Below are 15672 nucleotides of genomic sequence, written 5' to 3'. Positions count from 1 at the left end.
ACCGCCGCGTGACACGGCGCGGCGGGAGGCCCCTTCCCTCAGGCGGGGGGCGCGGTGGCTTCGAGCAGGCCGTGCTTCTGGAGGAGCGCGGCCAGGGCGGGCGGCGCGAGCATCCAGTCCTCGCGCGTGGGCACCCAGCGCACGGGGGCCCCGGCGGCGGCGAGCCTCGCGTTCACCTCCGCGATCATCGGGGCGAAGGTGGGCTGCGGCACGTCCCAGCTGCCCACGCCCGCCTGGACCTCCACGGCCCCGGGCTCCACGCGCACCGCGGGCTGGCCCTGCACCGGTTGGATGGCGAACCCCGGCAGGTACGGCTGCATGGCGGCGGACAGGCGCTCCAGCAGCGTCGGGTCCTCGAAGGGGTGCGCGCCCTCCAGGTCGAAGAAGGTGGGCAGCTGCGCCTGGAGCTCGTCGCGCAGCGGGTCGTCCTTGCTGTCGCGCCAGGCGTGCTCGGCCAGGACGCGGGCCTCGTGGGGGATGCGGATCTCCCAGCGCTCCAGGAGCGCGAGCAATTCCGCCACGCGCTCCACCTCCTCCCACGGCGGCTCCACGCGCGTGAGCCAGGACACCTCCGACACCGTCTGTCCCCGGCGAATGCCGGACACCCGGTCGCCCTTGCGCAGCTGGAAGGGCGGCGCCTGGGTGAACTCCGGATCCGGATAGAGGGCGGTGTGCAGCAACCCCGTGCCCGCTTCCGGGCGCACGCGCGCGAAGCCGTGCTTGGGGTTGATCTCCTCCACGACGAACGTCTCCTGGGCCATGGTCTCTTCTCTAACCGGTGTTCCGCATGCCCGCAGCGATGCCGTTGAGCGCCAGGAGGAGCGGCCGGTCGCACTCCGCGTCCCCGTCCCGCTTGCGCTTGAGCAGCTCCACCTGGAGGAAGGACATGGGGTCCACGTAGGGGTTGCGCAGCGCGATGCTCCGCTGGAGCTGCGGGTTGTTGTCCAAAAGCTTCGCCTCGCCCGTGAGCGACTTCACCGCGCGGCGCGTGCGGGAGTGCTCCTGCTGGATGCGCAGCCACAGGGGCCGCGTGGACGCGGGCGCCAGCTTCGCGTACCGCGCCGCGATGGCCATGTCCGTCTTGGCCAGCACCATGCTCACGTTGTCGATGACCGCGCGGAAGAAGGGCCAGTCCTTGTACATGCGCTGCAGGAGCGCCGCGCCCTCCGGCGTGGCCGCGTACGCCTCCAGCGCGCTGCCCACGCCGTACCAGGCCGGGAGGATGGCGCGCGTCTGCGTCCAGGCGAAGCTCCACGGGATGGCGCGCAGCGTGTCCAGCCCGCCCGCCTTGCGCTTGCTGGGGCGCGAGCCGATGGGCAGCGCCGAAATCTCCTCCACCGGCGTGCCCTTCATGAAGAACTCCACGAAGCCCGGGTCCTCCCAGACGAGCGCGCGGTACGCCTTGCGGCCGGACTCGGCCAGCGTGTCGAACGCGGCGCGGAAGGCGGACTCGTCCTCCGGGGACGGGCGCGGCTGCGCGTCCAGCGTGTGCAGGAGCACGCCGCCCACCACCAGCTCCAGCGTGCGCTGGGTGAGCTCCGGGCGCGCGTACTTGTGGTCCATCGCCTCGCCCTGTTCGGTGGCCTTGTAGGCGCCGGCCACCGTGCCCGGCGGCAGCGCGAGGATGGCCGTCTGGGCGGGGCCGCCGCCGCGCGCCACCGTCTCCCCGCGGCCGTGGAACAGGCGCAGGGGCACGTCGTTCTCGTCCGCCACCTGCGTGAGCGCCACCTGCGCGCGGTACAGCGCGGCGCTCGCGGCGAGCAGGCCCACCTCCTTGCCGGAGTCGCTGTAGCCGACCATCACCTCCTGCACCCCACGGCCCTTCAGGTGCTGGCGGTACTCCGGATGCGCGAAGAGCTGGCGCAGCACGTCCGGCCCGCCGTCCAGCGCGCCCAGTTGCTCGAAGAGGGGCGCCACGTCCACGGTGGCGCACTGGAGCTTCGCGTCCCAGAGCCCCGCGTGCTTCAGGCACTGGAAGGCGGCGAGCACGTCCTCCGCGGTGGAGGCCATGGAGAGGATGAGCGTGCGGCAGACGGACTCGCCGCCCTCGTCCTGGCCCTCGCGCAGCTTCGCCAGCACCTCCAACAGCCGCTTGCCGCCCTCGGTGGGGGCCGGTCCTCCGTTGAAGGACGCCGCCGCGCTCACCGCGTCCTCCGCGGGGGCCCGCACCTCCAGTTCGCCCAGGCCCAGTCCCAGCGCGCGCACGCGCTCGGACATGCGGCGCACCTCGCGCAGGCCCGCGTGCTCCGCTCTCGCCGCGAAGAGCGACCGCTCCAGCACCGCCAGGTCATCCCCCAGCGCCTCCGGTGAGCGGTAGGCCCCGGCCGGCAGCGTGGACTCCTTCCCCTGCCGCCGCGCGAGCACGTGCTCCAGCGCCAGCGTCAGCCGCTCCTCCATGAAGCGCAGCTTGCGGCGCCACGGCTCGCCCAGCGTGCGAGGCCCCTGCTGCTTCGCCACGTCCGGCAGCGCCTTCGCGTCCTCTTCCAACGAGCGCTCCAGCTCCTGCGTGGGGCGCGCGTGCCGCTCCGACTGGGACAGCATCCCGCCCAGCCGCTCCACGTCGCGCAACAGCAGCCGCAGGCCCCGGGCGCGGTGCGCGCGCAGCGTGTCCGCGAACACCTCCGGCGTCACCAGCGGGTTGCCGTCCATGTCGCCGCCCACCCACGAGTGCACGCGCACGGGCGTGTCCAGCGCGCCCAGGGGCTCGCCGTAGGCGCGCTCGAAGGCCCAGTCCAGCGCCTCCGGCAGCCGGGCCACCGGCTCCGACAGCATCTCCTCCACGTACCAGTGGACGTTCTTCACCTCGTCGCCCACGGTGGGGCGCTCGCGGCGCAGCTCGTCCGTCTGCCACAGCGCGGTGATCTCCTCGCGCATGGCCGTGAGGTTCGCGGCGGACTCGCGCGGGGTGAGCGTGCACCGGTCGCGCTCCTCCAACAATTGGGACAGCCGGTAGAGCTTCTCCAGCAGCGTGCGGCGCACCGCCTGGGTCGGGTGCGCGGTGAACGTCAGCGTCACCTTCAGCGTCCCCAGCGTCTCGCGCACCTTGTCGGCGCTGACGCCCGCGGCCTTCAAGGCCAGCAGCGTCGACTCCAGCGACCCCTTCTGGGGCCGGGCGGCGGTGGGGCTCGCGTGGGCGCGCGCGCGGCGGATGCGGTGGTGCTGCTCCGCGAGATTGACCAGCTGGAAGTAGACGGAGAAGGCGCGCAGCACCGGCTCCACCTGCTCCGACGGCAGCCGCCGCAACACCGCCGCCAGCTCCGCCGCCGCGGCGCGTCGTCCGGCCACGGGGCCGCGCCGCCGCTGGATGGCCAGGTGGCGGACCTCCTCCTCCTTGTCGAACAGGGCCTGCCCCTCCTGTTCCACCAACACCTCACCCAACAGCCGGCCCAAGAGCCGGACATCCCGCCGCAGCGGGGGATCCACGGGACGTGTACGCGCCATAACGGACCGGAACCGTAGTCCTTGGTCCCCCACCGCCCCTACCCATTCTCGAATTTCCGACCGCCAGCGGACGGATGACCCACTCCGTCCTTGCAGTAAAAATTCAACCACCCCGTCTTCCCAAAAGGTCAGGCCTTCCACTAGAAAGTGGGCACTCCCGGACCCCGCCGGGATGTCTGACCTGACCCTGAAGGAGTGGCAATGCGGAAAAACCCGTCTTGGCTGGCCCTGGGCCTGCTCACACTCGCGGCGCCTTCGGCGTACGCGGAGCGTGCGTGGTACGAGAAGCCGCAACCCGACGTCGCCGCGCCGTCCGCCTCACTGCGCAAGGCGGCTGTTGTGCAGGACATCACGGATGACCTGCCCCACCGTCTGGGGGAGCAGCAGAAGGAGCTCAAGGCGCAGGCGCTGAAGCAGCGCCTGGAGGGTCGCGGTCAGGCCGGCCGCGTGCAGAAGCTGGCCAACGGCAAGTTCGTGGAGCTGGAGCTGCAGCGCACGGACCGCATCTTCGTCATCCTGGTGGAGTACGGGACGCAGATCCACCCGGTGTTCGGCAACCCCACCACCAACCCGGGCGGCAACATCCCGGGCCCGCTGCACAATGAGATTCCGGCCCCGGACCGCTCGGTGGACAACACCACCATCTGGCAGCCGGACTACAACCGCGAGCACTTCGAGAAGCTCTACTTCGACACCACTCCGGGCGCGGACTCGGTGGCGAACTTCTACAAGGCCGCGTCCTCCGGCCGCTACACCGTGTCCGGCACGGTGTCCGAGTGGGTGAAGGTGCCGTACAACGCCGCCCGCTACGGCAACAACCTGTGCGGCAGCTCCAGCTGCTCCAACTCCGTGTGGCCGCTCATCAGCGACGCCATCAAGGCGTGGACCGCCGCCCAGCAGGCCGCCGGCAAGACGCCCGCGGAGATCAAGGCGTACCTGGACACGTTCGACACGTGGGACCGGTACGACTACGACGGCGACGGCAACTTCGACGAGCCGGACGGCTACATCGACCACTTCCAGATCGTCCACGCCGGCATGGGTGAGGAAGTCGGCGGCGGCGCGCAGGGCCCCAACGCCGTGTGGAGCCACCGCTGGTTCGCGTACAGCACGGGCCTGGGCCCGGATGGCGCCGGCCCCGCGTACAACCAGAACGGCGGCGCGCGCTTCGGCACCGGCATCGACAAGTGGGTGGGCGACTACACCATCCAGCCGGAGAACGGCGGTCTGGGTGTGTTCGCGCACGAGTACGGCCACGACCTGGGCCTGCCGGACCACTACGACACGACGAACGCGGCGGACAACGGGACGGGCTTCTGGACCATCATGTCGTCCGGCTCGTACCTGAACGACGGCACCACGGACATCGGCAGCCGTCCGGGTGACTTCTTCGCCTGGGACAAGCTGCAGCTGGGCTGGCTGGACTACGCCACCACGAGCGCGGGCCTGTACTCGTACCACAACCTGGGCCCCTCGGAGTTCACGTCCGCGAACGCGAAGCAGGCGCTCGTCGTGAAGCTGCCCGGCAAGCCCGTGGTGCAGCCCACCACCGCCCCCTACGAGGGCCAGGGCATGTGGCAGGGCGGCCAGGGCAACAACCTGGACCGCGTGCTCGAGAAGACGGTGAAGCTGCCGAACAAGAAGCCCATCACCTTCTCCTTCCAGACCTGGTTCGACATCGAGGAGGACTGGGACTACGCCTACGTCGCCCTCTCCTTGGACGGTGGCCCGTTCGTGAACCTGCCCAGCCCCGTCAGCCGCACCACGAACCCGTGGGGCAACAACCTGGGCAACGGCATCACCGGCGCGTCCGGCGGTTGGATTCCCCTGGAGTTCGACCTGTCCGCCCACGCGGGCAAGACCGTCACCGTGAAGATCCGCTACAAGACGGACGGGGCGGAGTTCGGCAAGGGCTTCCTGGTGGACTTCGTGCAGCTGTGGGCGAAGAACACGTACGTCTTCGGTGACGACGGCGAGTGGGGCCACAAGTGGTGGGACAAGTCGACGTTCTTCGTGACGGACGGCACCAACACCCTCTACGACAACTACTACCTGGCCGAGTGGCGCCAGTTCCGCGGCTACGACGAGGGGCTCGCCACGGGTCCCTACAACTACGGCTTCAGCGCGGACGGGCTGTTCGACTGGGCGGAGCGCTACTCCTACAACCCTGGCCTGCTCGTCACCTACTGGGACACCTCCCAGTCGAACAACAACGTGTCGCAGCACCCGGGCTCGGGCCGCATCCTGCCCATCGACTCGCGCCCGCAGCCGCTGCAGCGCAGCGACGGCCGCTACTGGTCCGGCCGCGTGCAGACGCACGACGCGACGTTCGGTCTGGAGCCCAGCTTCCCGCTGTCGCTCAAGCCCAACGGCTTCCCGCGCAACGAGTACCCCTCGCAGCCCGCGGTGCCGGTGTTCAACGACACGAACGAGTTCTGGTACGCCACGCAGCCGTACGGCGGCGTGAAGGTCCCGAAGACGGGCACCATCATCGAGGTGCTGTCGACGAACGCGGACCAGACCGTGATGGAAGTCCAGGTGCGTCCGGTCGACTGAGCGTCTGACCGTCGTCACCGCTGAGCCGTGAAGGAAGGCCGGTCCCGCTTCGATGCGGGGCCGGCCTTCCGCTCTTCGGGTTGAAGGAATCCGGACACCCGGCACGAGGCCGTGGATGACGGATGCGCGCGGGGCGCTACGGTGTCCGCCATGGCCGAGTGCCCCGTGGGCGGTCCTTCTTCCCCCTCCCCTCCTCCCGAACCCCCTTCCGACGTCGCGCGCACCGTGGCGCTGGAGCCCGCGGATCCGCTCAGCGTGCTCAATCAGGCGTTCCGCGACGCCTACGCCGCGCGCCGTGATGCGGTGCTGTCCCGCCTGGGCCCCGTCATCGCGCAGATCGACGACGTGCTCATCCTGCGCATGCGGGGCCAGCGCTTCGAGGCCCCCGCGCGCACGCGGCGCTACCATGAGTACAAGGCCGTCACCCACGTGCCGCTCGCGCTCCACGTCCTGCTCGCCAGCAAGGAAGCGCTCGACTGGGAGACGCACACGCGGCTCACCACCCTGCGCAGCCTCATCACCGCCTCGCGCCGGAGCCTGAAGGGCCGGGACCTCCCGGCCGAGGCGCTGGCGCGGCAGAAACGCCTGCTCGACGCGTCGCTGGTGCTCGTGGACGAGGTGACGGCGGCGGGCGGGGTGACGCAGGCGCAGCTCTCCGCGTTCATCCACGCCCGGGTGCCGGACCTCTTGAAGAACGCCGAGGACGCGGCGAGGGATCAGATCGACACCATGCACGCCTCGGTCGAGGCGTGGAAGCGCCAGATGACCGAAGAGGAGCGCGGCCAGCTGCGCGCCGTGGTGGCCGCCTCGCACATGTCGCGGCCCGGCAACGTGGCCGCGCAGTACTTCTCCATCACCCTGGGCGACACGTGGGAGGGGCGCTTCCACGAAGAGGACCAACAGCCCGGCAAGCGCGTGCTCTCCTCGGAGGCGACGTTCGACGAGCCCTCGGCGTTCGCGCTGCTCGCCACGCACGTGCTGGACGCGAACACGTCGCGCGGCATCTTCGGTGAGGAGACGCGCATGGCGAGGGATCTGCTCGCGGACGCGGCCGAGCGCATCCTCGCGGGCATGTTCCAGACGGCGCCCCAGCCGCCCGGCGCGGGCGCGCCCTGAAGCGACTCAGAGGCGCGTGAGCGGCAGCTCCACGGTGATCATCGCGCCCTCGCCCAGCTGGCTGTCCAGGGACACGCTCCCGCCCTCGGCCTCCACGATGGTGCGGGTGAGGTAGAGGCCCAAGCCCAGGCCGCCATAGTGGCGCTCGGACACCGCGCGGCCATAGCGCTCGAAGAGGCGGGGCCGCTGCTCCGGCGAGATGCCGATGCCCCCGTCGCGCACCGTGAGCCTCGCCACGGGCCCGTCCACCACGAGCCGCACGGACACCGGCGTCCCGGCGCCGTACTTGAGGGCGTTGTCCAGCAGGTGATCCAACACCTGCGCCAGCCGGGCCCGGTCGAAGCAGCCGCGCACCGACTCCGGGGCCTCCACCTGGAACTCGCAGTGCTCCAGGGCGAACCTCGGCGCGAACAGCGCGGCCACCTCGCGCACCACCTCCGCGACGTCCACCTCCTCGCGCTGAAGGCGGAAGGTGCCGGCGCTGATGCGCGACACGTCCAGCAGGTCGTTCATCAGCTCCGTGAGCCGGCGGACCTGGCGGTGCCCCGTCTCCACGTGGGCCTCGATGACGGGGACGAGCGGCGAGTCCGGATACGACTTCACCGCGCGCGACAGCGCCTGGAGCTTCAGGCTCAGCGGCGTCAGCGGCGTCTTCAGCTCGTGGCTCGCGACGGAGAGGAACTCGTCGCGCAGGCGGATGGCCTCGCGCGCGCCATGGAGCAGCCGCGCGTTGTCCACCGCGAGCGCGGCCAGGTTCGCCAGCTCCTGGGCGAAGCGCAGGTCCTCGTCGCCATACCGGCGGCTGGGGGTGGTGACCAGGAAGGTCAGCGCGCCCAGGATGTGGCCCCGGGCCATCAACGGCACGGTGAGCAGCGAATGGATGCCCACCCGCCGCATCGTCTCCAGGTGCTCGGCGTCCTGCGCCACGGACTCAATGACCGCGTCCGTGACCTCGGACACCAGGGTGGACTGGCCGGTCGCCAGCGCCACCGCGGGGGGATAGACGGGGCGCTCCCGGGGCACCGGCGTCAGCCGCTGCACGCTGGCCGCGAGCGGCGCGTGGGAGGGATCCGCGGCCACCACCTGGACGCGCTCGAAGTGGCCGTCCGGGTGCAGCATGTCCACGATGCACCAGTCCGCGAGCGCCGACACCGATAGGTTCGCCAGCGAGGCCATCGTGGCGGAGGCATCCAGCGACGAGGCGAACAGCTCGCTGGCCCGCGCGAGGAACGTGGCGCGCTGCTCGCCCAGGACCTGCGCCTGGATGTCGATGCAGGTGCCCACCCATTCGCGCACGGCGCCGTCCGGCCCCAGCACGGGCACGCCCCGCGCGAGCATCCACACATACGTGCCATCCACGCGGCGCAGCCGGTAGCGCGTGGAGAAGAGCCGCGCCCCCGCCCTGGCCCGCTCCCACGCCGCCAGGGCGCCGGCCCGGTCATCCGGGTGCAGGGCGAGCAGCCACCCATGGTCGCGCAGCTGCTCCGGCGTCTGGCCGGTGAAGGCCGTCCATGACGGAGAGGCGGGCGTCAGCGCATCCCGGGCGGGGTCCGTCGACCAGGTGACCTGCGCCGTGGCCTCCAGCAGCCGGCGCAGGCGGGCCACCTCCTCGCGCAAGTCGGCCTCGGCACCGCTGGAGGGCGTGGAGGCGCGGCTTGGATCCAGGAGGGGGGAGGTCATCGCGGTGGCTCAGTACACGTTGTACTTGGCCCGGAGCGCTTCGTGCTCCTGGGCGTTGCGCGACGGGTGCAGGACCTTCTGCGCGTCATGCAGGTAGTACCAGTAGTCGCTCTTCACCGGCCGCAGCGCGGCGAGCAGCGAGTCCACGGTCGGCGCGCCAATGGGGCCCGGCGGCAGGCCCGCGCGGGTGCGCGAGTTCCACGGATCCGAGTTGTCCCGCAGCCGCTTGAGGAACGCCTTGCGGTCGTTCCACTCCGCCAGCTCGTAGCGGCTGGTGGCGTCCACGCCCAGCGGGAAGCCCTTGTCCACGCGCTTCCAGAGGATGCCCGCGACGAGCGCGCGCTGGGACGGCACCGGCTCCTCGCGCTCCAGCATGGAGGCCATCACGACGATGTCGTGCAGCGACCGGCCGCTCTTCGCGATCTCGTCCTTGTGCTCGTCGTAGAAGCGCGCGCGGAAGGTGTCGATCTGCCGCTGGATGAACGCCTCCACCTTGAAGTTGTCCGCGATGATCCCGTACGTCTCCGGGTAGAGGTATCCCTCCAGGCTGCGCGTGGGCATGGGGAACGGCGCGGCGAAGCTGCTCGGGCGGCTTGCCGCGGCGATGTACTCACCCGGCTTGATGAGGCCCTGGGCGGCGAGCACCTGGTCGGTGTCGCGCAGGCGCCAGCCTTCAATCATCGCGAAGGGCACGTCCTCCGGCAGCGGCTGGCCTTCCAGGGCGTTGGCCAGCTCCGCCACGGAAGACGTGGGGCTGAGCATGAAGCGGCCCGCCTTCACCTTGAGGCCGCCCCGGCGCCACAGGTGGAAGCGCCACACGGTGGCGTCGTCCAGGAAGCCCTGGGCCTGGAGCTGCTGGCCCAGCGAGCGCGCGGACGCGCCCTTCTTCACCACGAACTCCTTGGGGGCCGGATCCGCCGCCGCGTGCGGCGCGGTGGTGGCGTTCTGGAAGTGCATGAACACGCCGCCTGCACCCGCGACCGCCAGGACGATGAGCACGAGGAGCGCGACCAAAATCTTCTTCATGGGGCGCCAACCTATCAAAGGCCCTGACGCTTCCAACGAGAACCACCGGGCCCCCAGCCGGGCAGGCGGACGCAAGCGCCCCCTTCTCAACACCCAGCGATGAGGACGCCCCCTCCCCCAAGCCTCGTCTAGGATGGCGGCCTTGTTCGTCGACCCCCGCCGGCTTGAAACCTTCCGCGTCGTCGCCTCGACCGGGCAGATCTCCGCCGCCTCCCGCCTGCTCCACCTGTCCCAGCCCGCCGTCACCGCGCAGGTCCGGCAGTTGGAGGCGGACTGCGGCCAGCCGCTGCTCGTGCGCACGGCGCGCGGAGTGCGGCTGAACGCAGCGGGGCGTGTGCTGTTCGACTATGCCCAGCGCATCCACGGCCTGCTGGATGAGGCGGCGCTCGCCATCGCGGCGGAGGAGACGCTCACCGGCGAGCTGGCGCTGGCGGCGAGCACCACCGTCGCCAACGCCATCGTGCCGGGCCTGCTGGCGTCCTTCCTGCGCACGCACCGCGAGCTCCAGGTCCGTCTGGAAGTGGGCAATACGCGCGAGGTGCTGACGTGGCTGTCGGAGGGCCGGGTGCCGCTCGGGCTGGTGGAGGGCCACGCGCGGGCGCCCGGGATCCGGCTGGAGCGCTACCTGGATGACGAGCTGGTGCCAGTGGTCTCGTCACAGGGGCCGGTGGAGTGGGCGCGGATCCGCACCATGAAGGCGCTGCGGGAGGTGCCGCTGCTGTGGCGGGAGCAGGGCTCCGGCACGCGCGCCGTGCTGGACCGGGCCCTGCGCAAGGCGGGCGTGCGCAAGGGGCCCCGGCGCGGGGACCTCCAGTTGGGCAGCACCGAGGCCATCAAGCGGGCCGTGTCCCTGGGCCTGGGCGTGGCGTTGTTGTCCCGCTGGAGCATCGACGGCGAGCTGTCCCTGGGCCGCTTCCAGGTGTTGCCCGTCCCCGGGCTGCGAATCCCGCGCGCGTTCTCCTGGGCCCTGCCCGTGGATGAACCGTCCGGAGCCGCGGGCCGCTTCCTGCGCCATGCCCGCGCCACGCCCCCGGTGCTGCTGCCCTGAGTCAGCGGCTCACGCCCAGCCCAGCAGCAGCGCGCCCAGGCACAGGCCCGCCATGATCAGCCACAGCGCCACGGCCTGCGCGAGCGGACGGAGGCCCACGGCGCGCAGCGTTTCGCGCGTCAGCCCCGCCCCCAGCAGGAACAGCGTCACCACGAGCAACTGCCGGGCGACGGCCGCCACACCCTGCCCCACCGGTTCGAGCGACGGGAACACCGTCACGACCGCCGCCGCTCCCAGGAAACCGGCGATGAACCAGGGCCGGCGGACCTTGCCGGTCACCGCGTGGCCCTCGCGCCGCTGCCATGCGGCCAGGCCCACCGTGAGCGGGAGGATCCACAGGGCTCGCGCCAGCTTCACAGGCGTGGCCACCGCCAGGGCCTCGGGGCCGTAGCGCAGCGCCGCGCCCACCACGGAGCTGGTGTCGTGGATGGCCATCGCGCACCACAATCCGAACTGGTGCGGCGTCAGCCCTACCGCGTGGCCCACGACGGGGAAGACGAACAGCGCCACGGCATTGAGCATGAACACCGTGCCCAGCGCCACGGACGTCTCATGCTCCTGGGGCCGCAGCACCGGCACCACCGCCGCGATGGCGCTCCCGCCGCAGATGGCCGTGCCCACGCTGATGAGCAGGCCCGTCACGCGGGGCACGCCCAGCAGCCGGGCGAGCCCCACGCCCAGCGTCAGACACAGCGCGATGCCCACCACCGTGTAGCCCAGGCCCTCACGCCCCGCCGCGAGCACCGTGCGCAGGTCCATGCCCGCGCCCAGCCCCACCACCGCCAGGGACAACAGCCGGGGCGTCAGCTTCCGCGTCGTCCCGGCGAAGGGATTGCCCACGGTCAGGGCCACGCACAGCCCCGCGAGCAGGGCCACACCGGTGGAGACGAAAGGCAGCAGGCACAGCGCCGCGCCGAGCGGCATCAGCACATGCCCGGCCGTCCAGGCCCGGGGACGGACAACGGGAAGCGTCGGAGGCGTTTCCATGCGCCATGGACATGCGCCCGGCGGCCTCCGGACACCAGATGTCAGAAGCGATAAGCCATCAGCTTTCTGGATGGCTCCCGGGGATGTGCAGGGACAGCTCGTTGGGCGTGAGGATTTCGCAGCCGTCGCGGGTGACGAGCACCGTGTGCTCGAACTGGGCGGACAGGCTGCCGTCCGCGGTCACGACGGTCCACCCGTCCGGCATCATCCGGATGTCCGGGCGCCCCAGGTTGATCATGGGCTCGATGGTGATGACCATCCCCGACTTCAGCGTGATGCCCGTGCCCGCCTTCGCCACGTGCGGTACGTGCGGCTCCCCGTGCATCTGCCTGCCGATGCCGTGGCCCCCGAACTCCTCCACCACGCTGCACCCCTCCGCCTTCGCCAGCGCCATCACCGCCGCGCCAATGTCCCCCAGCCGCGCGCCGTGCCGCACCACCGACACGCCCACGTCCCGGCACCGCCGCGCCACGGCCACGACGTGCTTCGCGTCGGCGGAGACCTCGCCAATCATGAACGTGGCGGACGTGTCGCCGTGGAAGCCGTCCAGGTGCGTCGTCACGTCCACGTTGACGATGTCGCCGGGCTTGAGCACTTCATCCGTGCGCGGGATGCCATGGCACACCACGTGGTTGCGGCTGGTGCACACCGTGGCCGGGAAGCCCTTGTAGCCCAGCTGACTGGGCGTCCCGCCCCGCCGCGCCGTGTCCTCGCGAACCCACGCGTCGATGTCCGCCGTCGTCACCCCGGGCTGGAGCCGGGCGCCCACGTGCGCCAACGTCCCCGCCGCCGCGCGGCCCGCGAGCCGCAGCCGCTCCACTTCACTGCCCTTGAAGAGAGGAATGCCCATGGCGGGCAAGGTGGCATCCGCCCGTCCGGAACGTCCAATGCTGTTCTGGCATCACGCGCCCCCCTCCACGGCGCCCCCGTCCCGCGCTAGCTTCCGGGCCGTGAGCATCACGCACCTCCAGTCCTTCGTCGCGGTGGCGGAAGAGGGCCACGTGGGCCGGGCCGCGCTCCGGCTGCACATCACCCAGCCGCCGCTCAGCCGTCACATCCTCGCCCTGGAGGATGAGCTGGGCACGCCCCTCTTCGAGCGCGTCCCCCGGGGCATGCGCCTGTTGCCCACCGGCGAGGCCCTGCTCCAGCACGCGCGCCGCATCCTCGCGGAGGTGGAGGTCGCCACCCGCACCGTGCGCGAGGCGGCCGGGAGCACGAAGCCGCCCCCGGCCTGACCGCGACTACGACCAGGCGGCCATGCCGCCAATGCGGCGCAGCATCAGGATGGGGCCGTCGTCCATGCGCCGGCCGCGCAGATCAATCTCACAGTCGATGACCCAGTCCCCATGGCCCTCCGGGTCCATGATGCGCTGCTGGGCCTCCCACTGGCGCGTGCCGGACTCCTTGAGCTGCGTGTTCGCCGGCTTGCGCGCCTGGGGCGTGAGCACCACCAGCTTGTGCTCCTCGAAGTACGGCGCCATGGCCTGCTCCAGCTTCGGGGCGGTCCATTCGCCCAGCGCGTTGTCCAGCATGCCCAGCGCGTCCAGGTAGCGGCGCTGGCCCAGCGCGCGCAGCAGCCGGTGCAGCTCCTCGCGCACGCGCGCGGCGAAGGCCTTGGGGTCCTCCGTGAGCTCCTTGGGCTTGAGGTCCACCACAGGCTTCACTTCGACGGGGGCCTCCGGGTTGCGCATCCGCTCCCACTCGTCCAGGAGGCTGGAGTCCACCTGACGCAGCGTCGCGCGCAGGTGGTCGATGATGTCGTCCAGGTCCTCGTTGCGGAACTTCTCCGGCACCGTCTGCACCAGCGACTTGTAGACGTCTCCCACGTAGCGCAGGAGCACGCCCTCGCTGCGCTGCAGGCCGTATTCGCGCACGTAGTCGTGGAAGGACATGAAGCGCTCGAACATGTCCCGGACAATGGACTTGGGCCGGATGTTCTCCTCGCCCACCCACGGGTGCTTCTTCGCGAAGGCGTTGAAGGTGCCGTAGACGAACTCACGGTTCGGCTTGGGCCACTCCAGCTTCTCCAGCTCCTCCATGCGGTCGTCGTACTCCACGCCCCGCGCCTTCATCTCCTGGATCTTCTCCCCCTTCAGCTGGTGCAGCTGCGCGTACAGCACCACGTCCGGGTTCTCCAGGATGGACTCCACCAGCGTGACGACGTCCAGCGCGTACGTCTCCAGCGTGGGGTCCAACAACTCCAGCGTCTCGTGCAGGTACAGGGACAGCGTGTGGTTGAGGCTGAAGTCGCGCTGAAGGTCCTCGGACACCTCCACCGTCGCCGAGTGCTTCTCCCACTGCACCACCTTCACGATGCCCGCGTCGCGCAGCGTGCGGAAGTACATCGCCGCGTCCTTGAGCAGCTTCTTCTTCGTGTAGTCGGAGGAGTGCGAGCGCATCACCAACTGCACCAGCCGCTTGTAGCCGCCGCTGCCCTCCGTCTTGTCGCTCTGGAGCAGGTTGAGCAAGAGGCCGTGGCTCACGTCGAAGCGCGACTCCAGCGGCTCCGGCATCCCGTTCTGGAGCCGCTCGAAGGTGCTCTTGTCATACTGCACGAAGCCCTTCTGCGGCGGCTTCGCCTTGGGCGACTTCTTCTTGCCCGCAGCCTCCTTCGCGGCCTGGCGGATGTTTTCAATCATGTACTCCGGGGCCTGCGCCACCACGCTGCCCTCGGTGTCGAAGCCCTTGCGGCCCGCGCGGCCGGAGATCTGCTTGAAGTCGCGCACGCTCAACGTGGCCAGCTTCTCGCCGTTGAACTTGAACAACTGCGTGAAGAGCACCGTGCGGATGGGGATGTTCACGCCCACGCCCAGCGTGTCCGTGCCGCTGATGACCTTGAGCAGGCCCTGCTGCGCCAGCTTCTCCACCAGCAGGCGGTACTTGGGCAGCAGGCCCGCGTGGTGCATGCCGATGCCGTGGCGCAGGAAGCGCTGGAAGTCCTTGCCGTAGGGCGTGTCGAAGGGGGCGTCCAGCAGCGCCTGGCGGATCTCCTCCTTCTCTTCCTTCGTGTTGAAGTCCACGGACATCAGGTTTTGCGCCTGCTCGGCCGCGGCCCGCTGCGTGAAGTTCACCAGGTAGACGGGGTACTTCCCGCGCGCGATGAGGTCCTGGATGGTCTCGTGCAGCGGCACCTCGCGGTAGTCGAAGTCCAGCGGCACGGGGCGCTCGGAGCTGCGCACCGTGGCCACCTCGCGGCCGGTGAGCTTCTCCAGGCTCTGCTCGATGACGTGCGTGTCGCCCAGCGTGGCGGACATCAGCAGGAACTGCGTCTTGGGCAGCGCCAGCAGCGGGATCTGCCAGGCCACCCCGCGCTCCTTGTCGGAGTAGTAGTGGAACTCGTCCATCACCACCGCGTCCACGCGCGCGGACGCGTCACGCAGCGCGAGGTTCGACAGGATCTCCGCCGTGCAGCAGAGGATGGGCGCCTCGCGGTTGATGGACGCGTCGCCCGTCAGCATGCCCACGTTCTCCGGGCCGAAGGCCTTGGAGAGCGCGAAGAACTTCTCGTTCACCAGCGCCTTGATGGGGCACGTGTAGAACGACACCTTGCCCTCGGCCATGGCCTTGAAGTGGAGCGCCATGGCCACCAGCGACTTGCCGGAGCCCGTGGGCGTCTTGAGGAACAGGTGCTTGTCGCTGAGGAGCTCCAGGATGGCCTCCTCCTGGGCGGAGTACAGGCTCAGGCCGTTCGTGGCCACGTAGCTCACGAAGCGGTTGAGGATCTCGTCGGCGTCGAGTGGGGGCTCGCCGGGCTTGGGCAGCAGGGCGGCGAGCGGGGCGCGGGTGTCGGCGGAGGCACTCATCAGGCCCGACTCTAG

General features: G+C 70.7%; 11 protein-coding genes. 4 read left to right on the top strand and 7 right to left on the bottom strand.

Annotated features, from left to right (window positions below; translation table 11 throughout):
- Positions 1-38: 38 nt before the first annotated feature.
- Entirely contained in the window at positions 39-761 is a 723-nt protein-coding gene (locus JYJ93_RS19305; RefSeq protein WP_206793385.1) for a hypothetical protein, read from the bottom strand.
- Between the two features lie 10 nt (positions 762-771).
- Positions 772-3441 carry a phosphoenolpyruvate carboxylase gene (locus tag JYJ93_RS19300; protein WP_206793383.1) on the bottom strand — a complete coding sequence of 890 codons (2670 nt, stop codon included), beginning with the start codon at positions 3439-3441 and terminating at the stop codon, positions 772-774.
- Positions 3442-3642: 201 nt separating this feature from the next.
- Here JYJ93_RS19300 and JYJ93_RS19295 point away from each other — a divergent pair, with 201 nt between their 5' ends.
- A complete protein-coding gene (locus JYJ93_RS19295; protein WP_206793381.1) occupies positions 3643-5997 on the top strand; it encodes an immune inhibitor A domain-containing protein in 2355 nt (784 codons plus the stop codon).
- A 150-nt stretch (positions 5998-6147) separates the two neighbouring features.
- On the top strand, positions 6148-7113 hold the full coding sequence (locus JYJ93_RS19290; RefSeq protein WP_206793379.1) for a hypothetical protein: 966 nt from the start codon (positions 6148-6150) through the stop codon (positions 7111-7113).
- A gap of 6 nt (positions 7114-7119) precedes the next feature.
- Here JYJ93_RS19290 and JYJ93_RS19285 read toward each other — a convergent pair whose 3' ends face one another.
- Together JYJ93_RS19285 and mltG are read right to left on the bottom strand one after the other, a co-directional pair.
- Positions 7120-8793: an ATP-binding protein gene (locus JYJ93_RS19285; protein WP_206793377.1), complete on the bottom strand. Its 1674-nt coding sequence runs from the start codon at positions 8791-8793 to the stop codon at positions 7120-7122.
- Between the two features lie 9 nt (positions 8794-8802).
- Positions 8803-9819, bottom strand: coding sequence for an endolytic transglycosylase MltG (gene mltG, locus JYJ93_RS19280; RefSeq protein WP_206793375.1), 1017 nt, complete (start codon positions 9817-9819; stop codon positions 8803-8805).
- A gap of 133 nt (positions 9820-9952) precedes the next feature.
- On the opposite strand from mltG, the gene JYJ93_RS19275 reads away from it, so the two are divergent.
- Entirely contained in the window at positions 9953-10867 is a 915-nt protein-coding gene (locus tag JYJ93_RS19275) for a LysR family transcriptional regulator (protein ID WP_206793373.1), read from the top strand.
- 9 nt (positions 10868-10876) lie between these two features.
- Here the strand turns inward: JYJ93_RS19275 and JYJ93_RS19270 are convergent, their stop codons facing one another.
- Both JYJ93_RS19270 and map read right to left on the bottom strand, forming a co-directional pair.
- Positions 10877-11791, bottom strand: a complete 915-nt coding sequence (locus tag JYJ93_RS19270; RefSeq protein WP_206800367.1) for a putative sulfate exporter family transporter — start codon at positions 11789-11791, stop codon at positions 10877-10879.
- Between the two features lie 121 nt (positions 11792-11912).
- Positions 11913-12704: a type I methionyl aminopeptidase gene (gene map, locus JYJ93_RS19265; RefSeq protein WP_206793371.1), complete on the bottom strand. Its 792-nt coding sequence runs from the start codon at positions 12702-12704 to the stop codon at positions 11913-11915.
- 100 nt (positions 12705-12804) lie between these two features.
- Here map and JYJ93_RS19260 point away from each other — a divergent pair, with 100 nt between their 5' ends.
- The gene (locus JYJ93_RS19260; protein WP_206793369.1) at positions 12805-13089 is read left to right on the top strand and encodes a LysR family transcriptional regulator; all 285 of its coding nucleotides are present in this window, start codon (positions 12805-12807) and stop codon (positions 13087-13089) included.
- A 6-nt stretch (positions 13090-13095) separates the two neighbouring features.
- Here the strand turns inward: JYJ93_RS19260 and JYJ93_RS19255 are convergent, their stop codons facing one another.
- Positions 13096-15657 carry a DUF3516 domain-containing protein gene (locus JYJ93_RS19255; RefSeq protein WP_206793367.1) on the bottom strand — a complete coding sequence of 854 codons (2562 nt, stop codon included), beginning with the start codon at positions 15655-15657 and terminating at the stop codon, positions 13096-13098.
- Positions 15658-15672 lie beyond the last annotated feature (15 nt).

This window comes from Corallococcus sp. NCSPR001 (genome assembly GCF_017309135.1).
In the GTDB taxonomy this organism is placed as follows: Bacteria; Myxococcota; Myxococcia; order Myxococcales; family Myxococcaceae; genus Corallococcus.
The sequence above is the reverse complement of the archived record's forward strand: the minus strand, read 5'-3'. Positions and strand labels throughout refer to the sequence as shown.

Coding starts and splice junctions, on each gene's coding strand:
- JYJ93_RS19300 (WP_206793383.1), bottom strand. CDS start 3,441: ATGGCGCGTACACGTCCCGTGGATCCCCCGCTGCGGCGGGATGTCCGG.
- JYJ93_RS19285 (WP_206793377.1), bottom strand. CDS start 8,793: ATGACCTCCCCCCTCCTGGATCCAAGCCGCGCCTCCACGCCCTCCAGC.
- JYJ93_RS19275 (WP_206793373.1), top strand. CDS start 9,953: ATGGCGGCCTTGTTCGTCGACCCCCGCCGGCTTGAAACCTTCCGCGTC.
- JYJ93_RS19305 (WP_206793385.1), bottom strand. CDS start 761: ATGGCCCAGGAGACGTTCGTCGTGGAGGAGATCAACCCCAAGCACGGC.
- JYJ93_RS19255 (WP_206793367.1), bottom strand. CDS start 15,657: ATGAGTGCCTCCGCCGACACCCGCGCCCCGCTCGCCGCCCTGCTGCCC.
- map (WP_206793371.1), bottom strand. CDS start 12,704: ATGGGCATTCCTCTCTTCAAGGGCAGTGAAGTGGAGCGGCTGCGGCTC.
- JYJ93_RS19290 (WP_206793379.1), top strand. CDS start 6,148: ATGGCCGAGTGCCCCGTGGGCGGTCCTTCTTCCCCCTCCCCTCCTCCC.
- mltG (WP_206793375.1), bottom strand. CDS start 9,819: ATGAAGAAGATTTTGGTCGCGCTCCTCGTGCTCATCGTCCTGGCGGTC.
- JYJ93_RS19295 (WP_206793381.1), top strand. CDS start 3,643: ATGCGGAAAAACCCGTCTTGGCTGGCCCTGGGCCTGCTCACACTCGCG.
- JYJ93_RS19270 (WP_206800367.1), bottom strand. CDS start 11,791: ATGCCGCTCGGCGCGGCGCTGTGCCTGCTGCCTTTCGTCTCCACCGGT.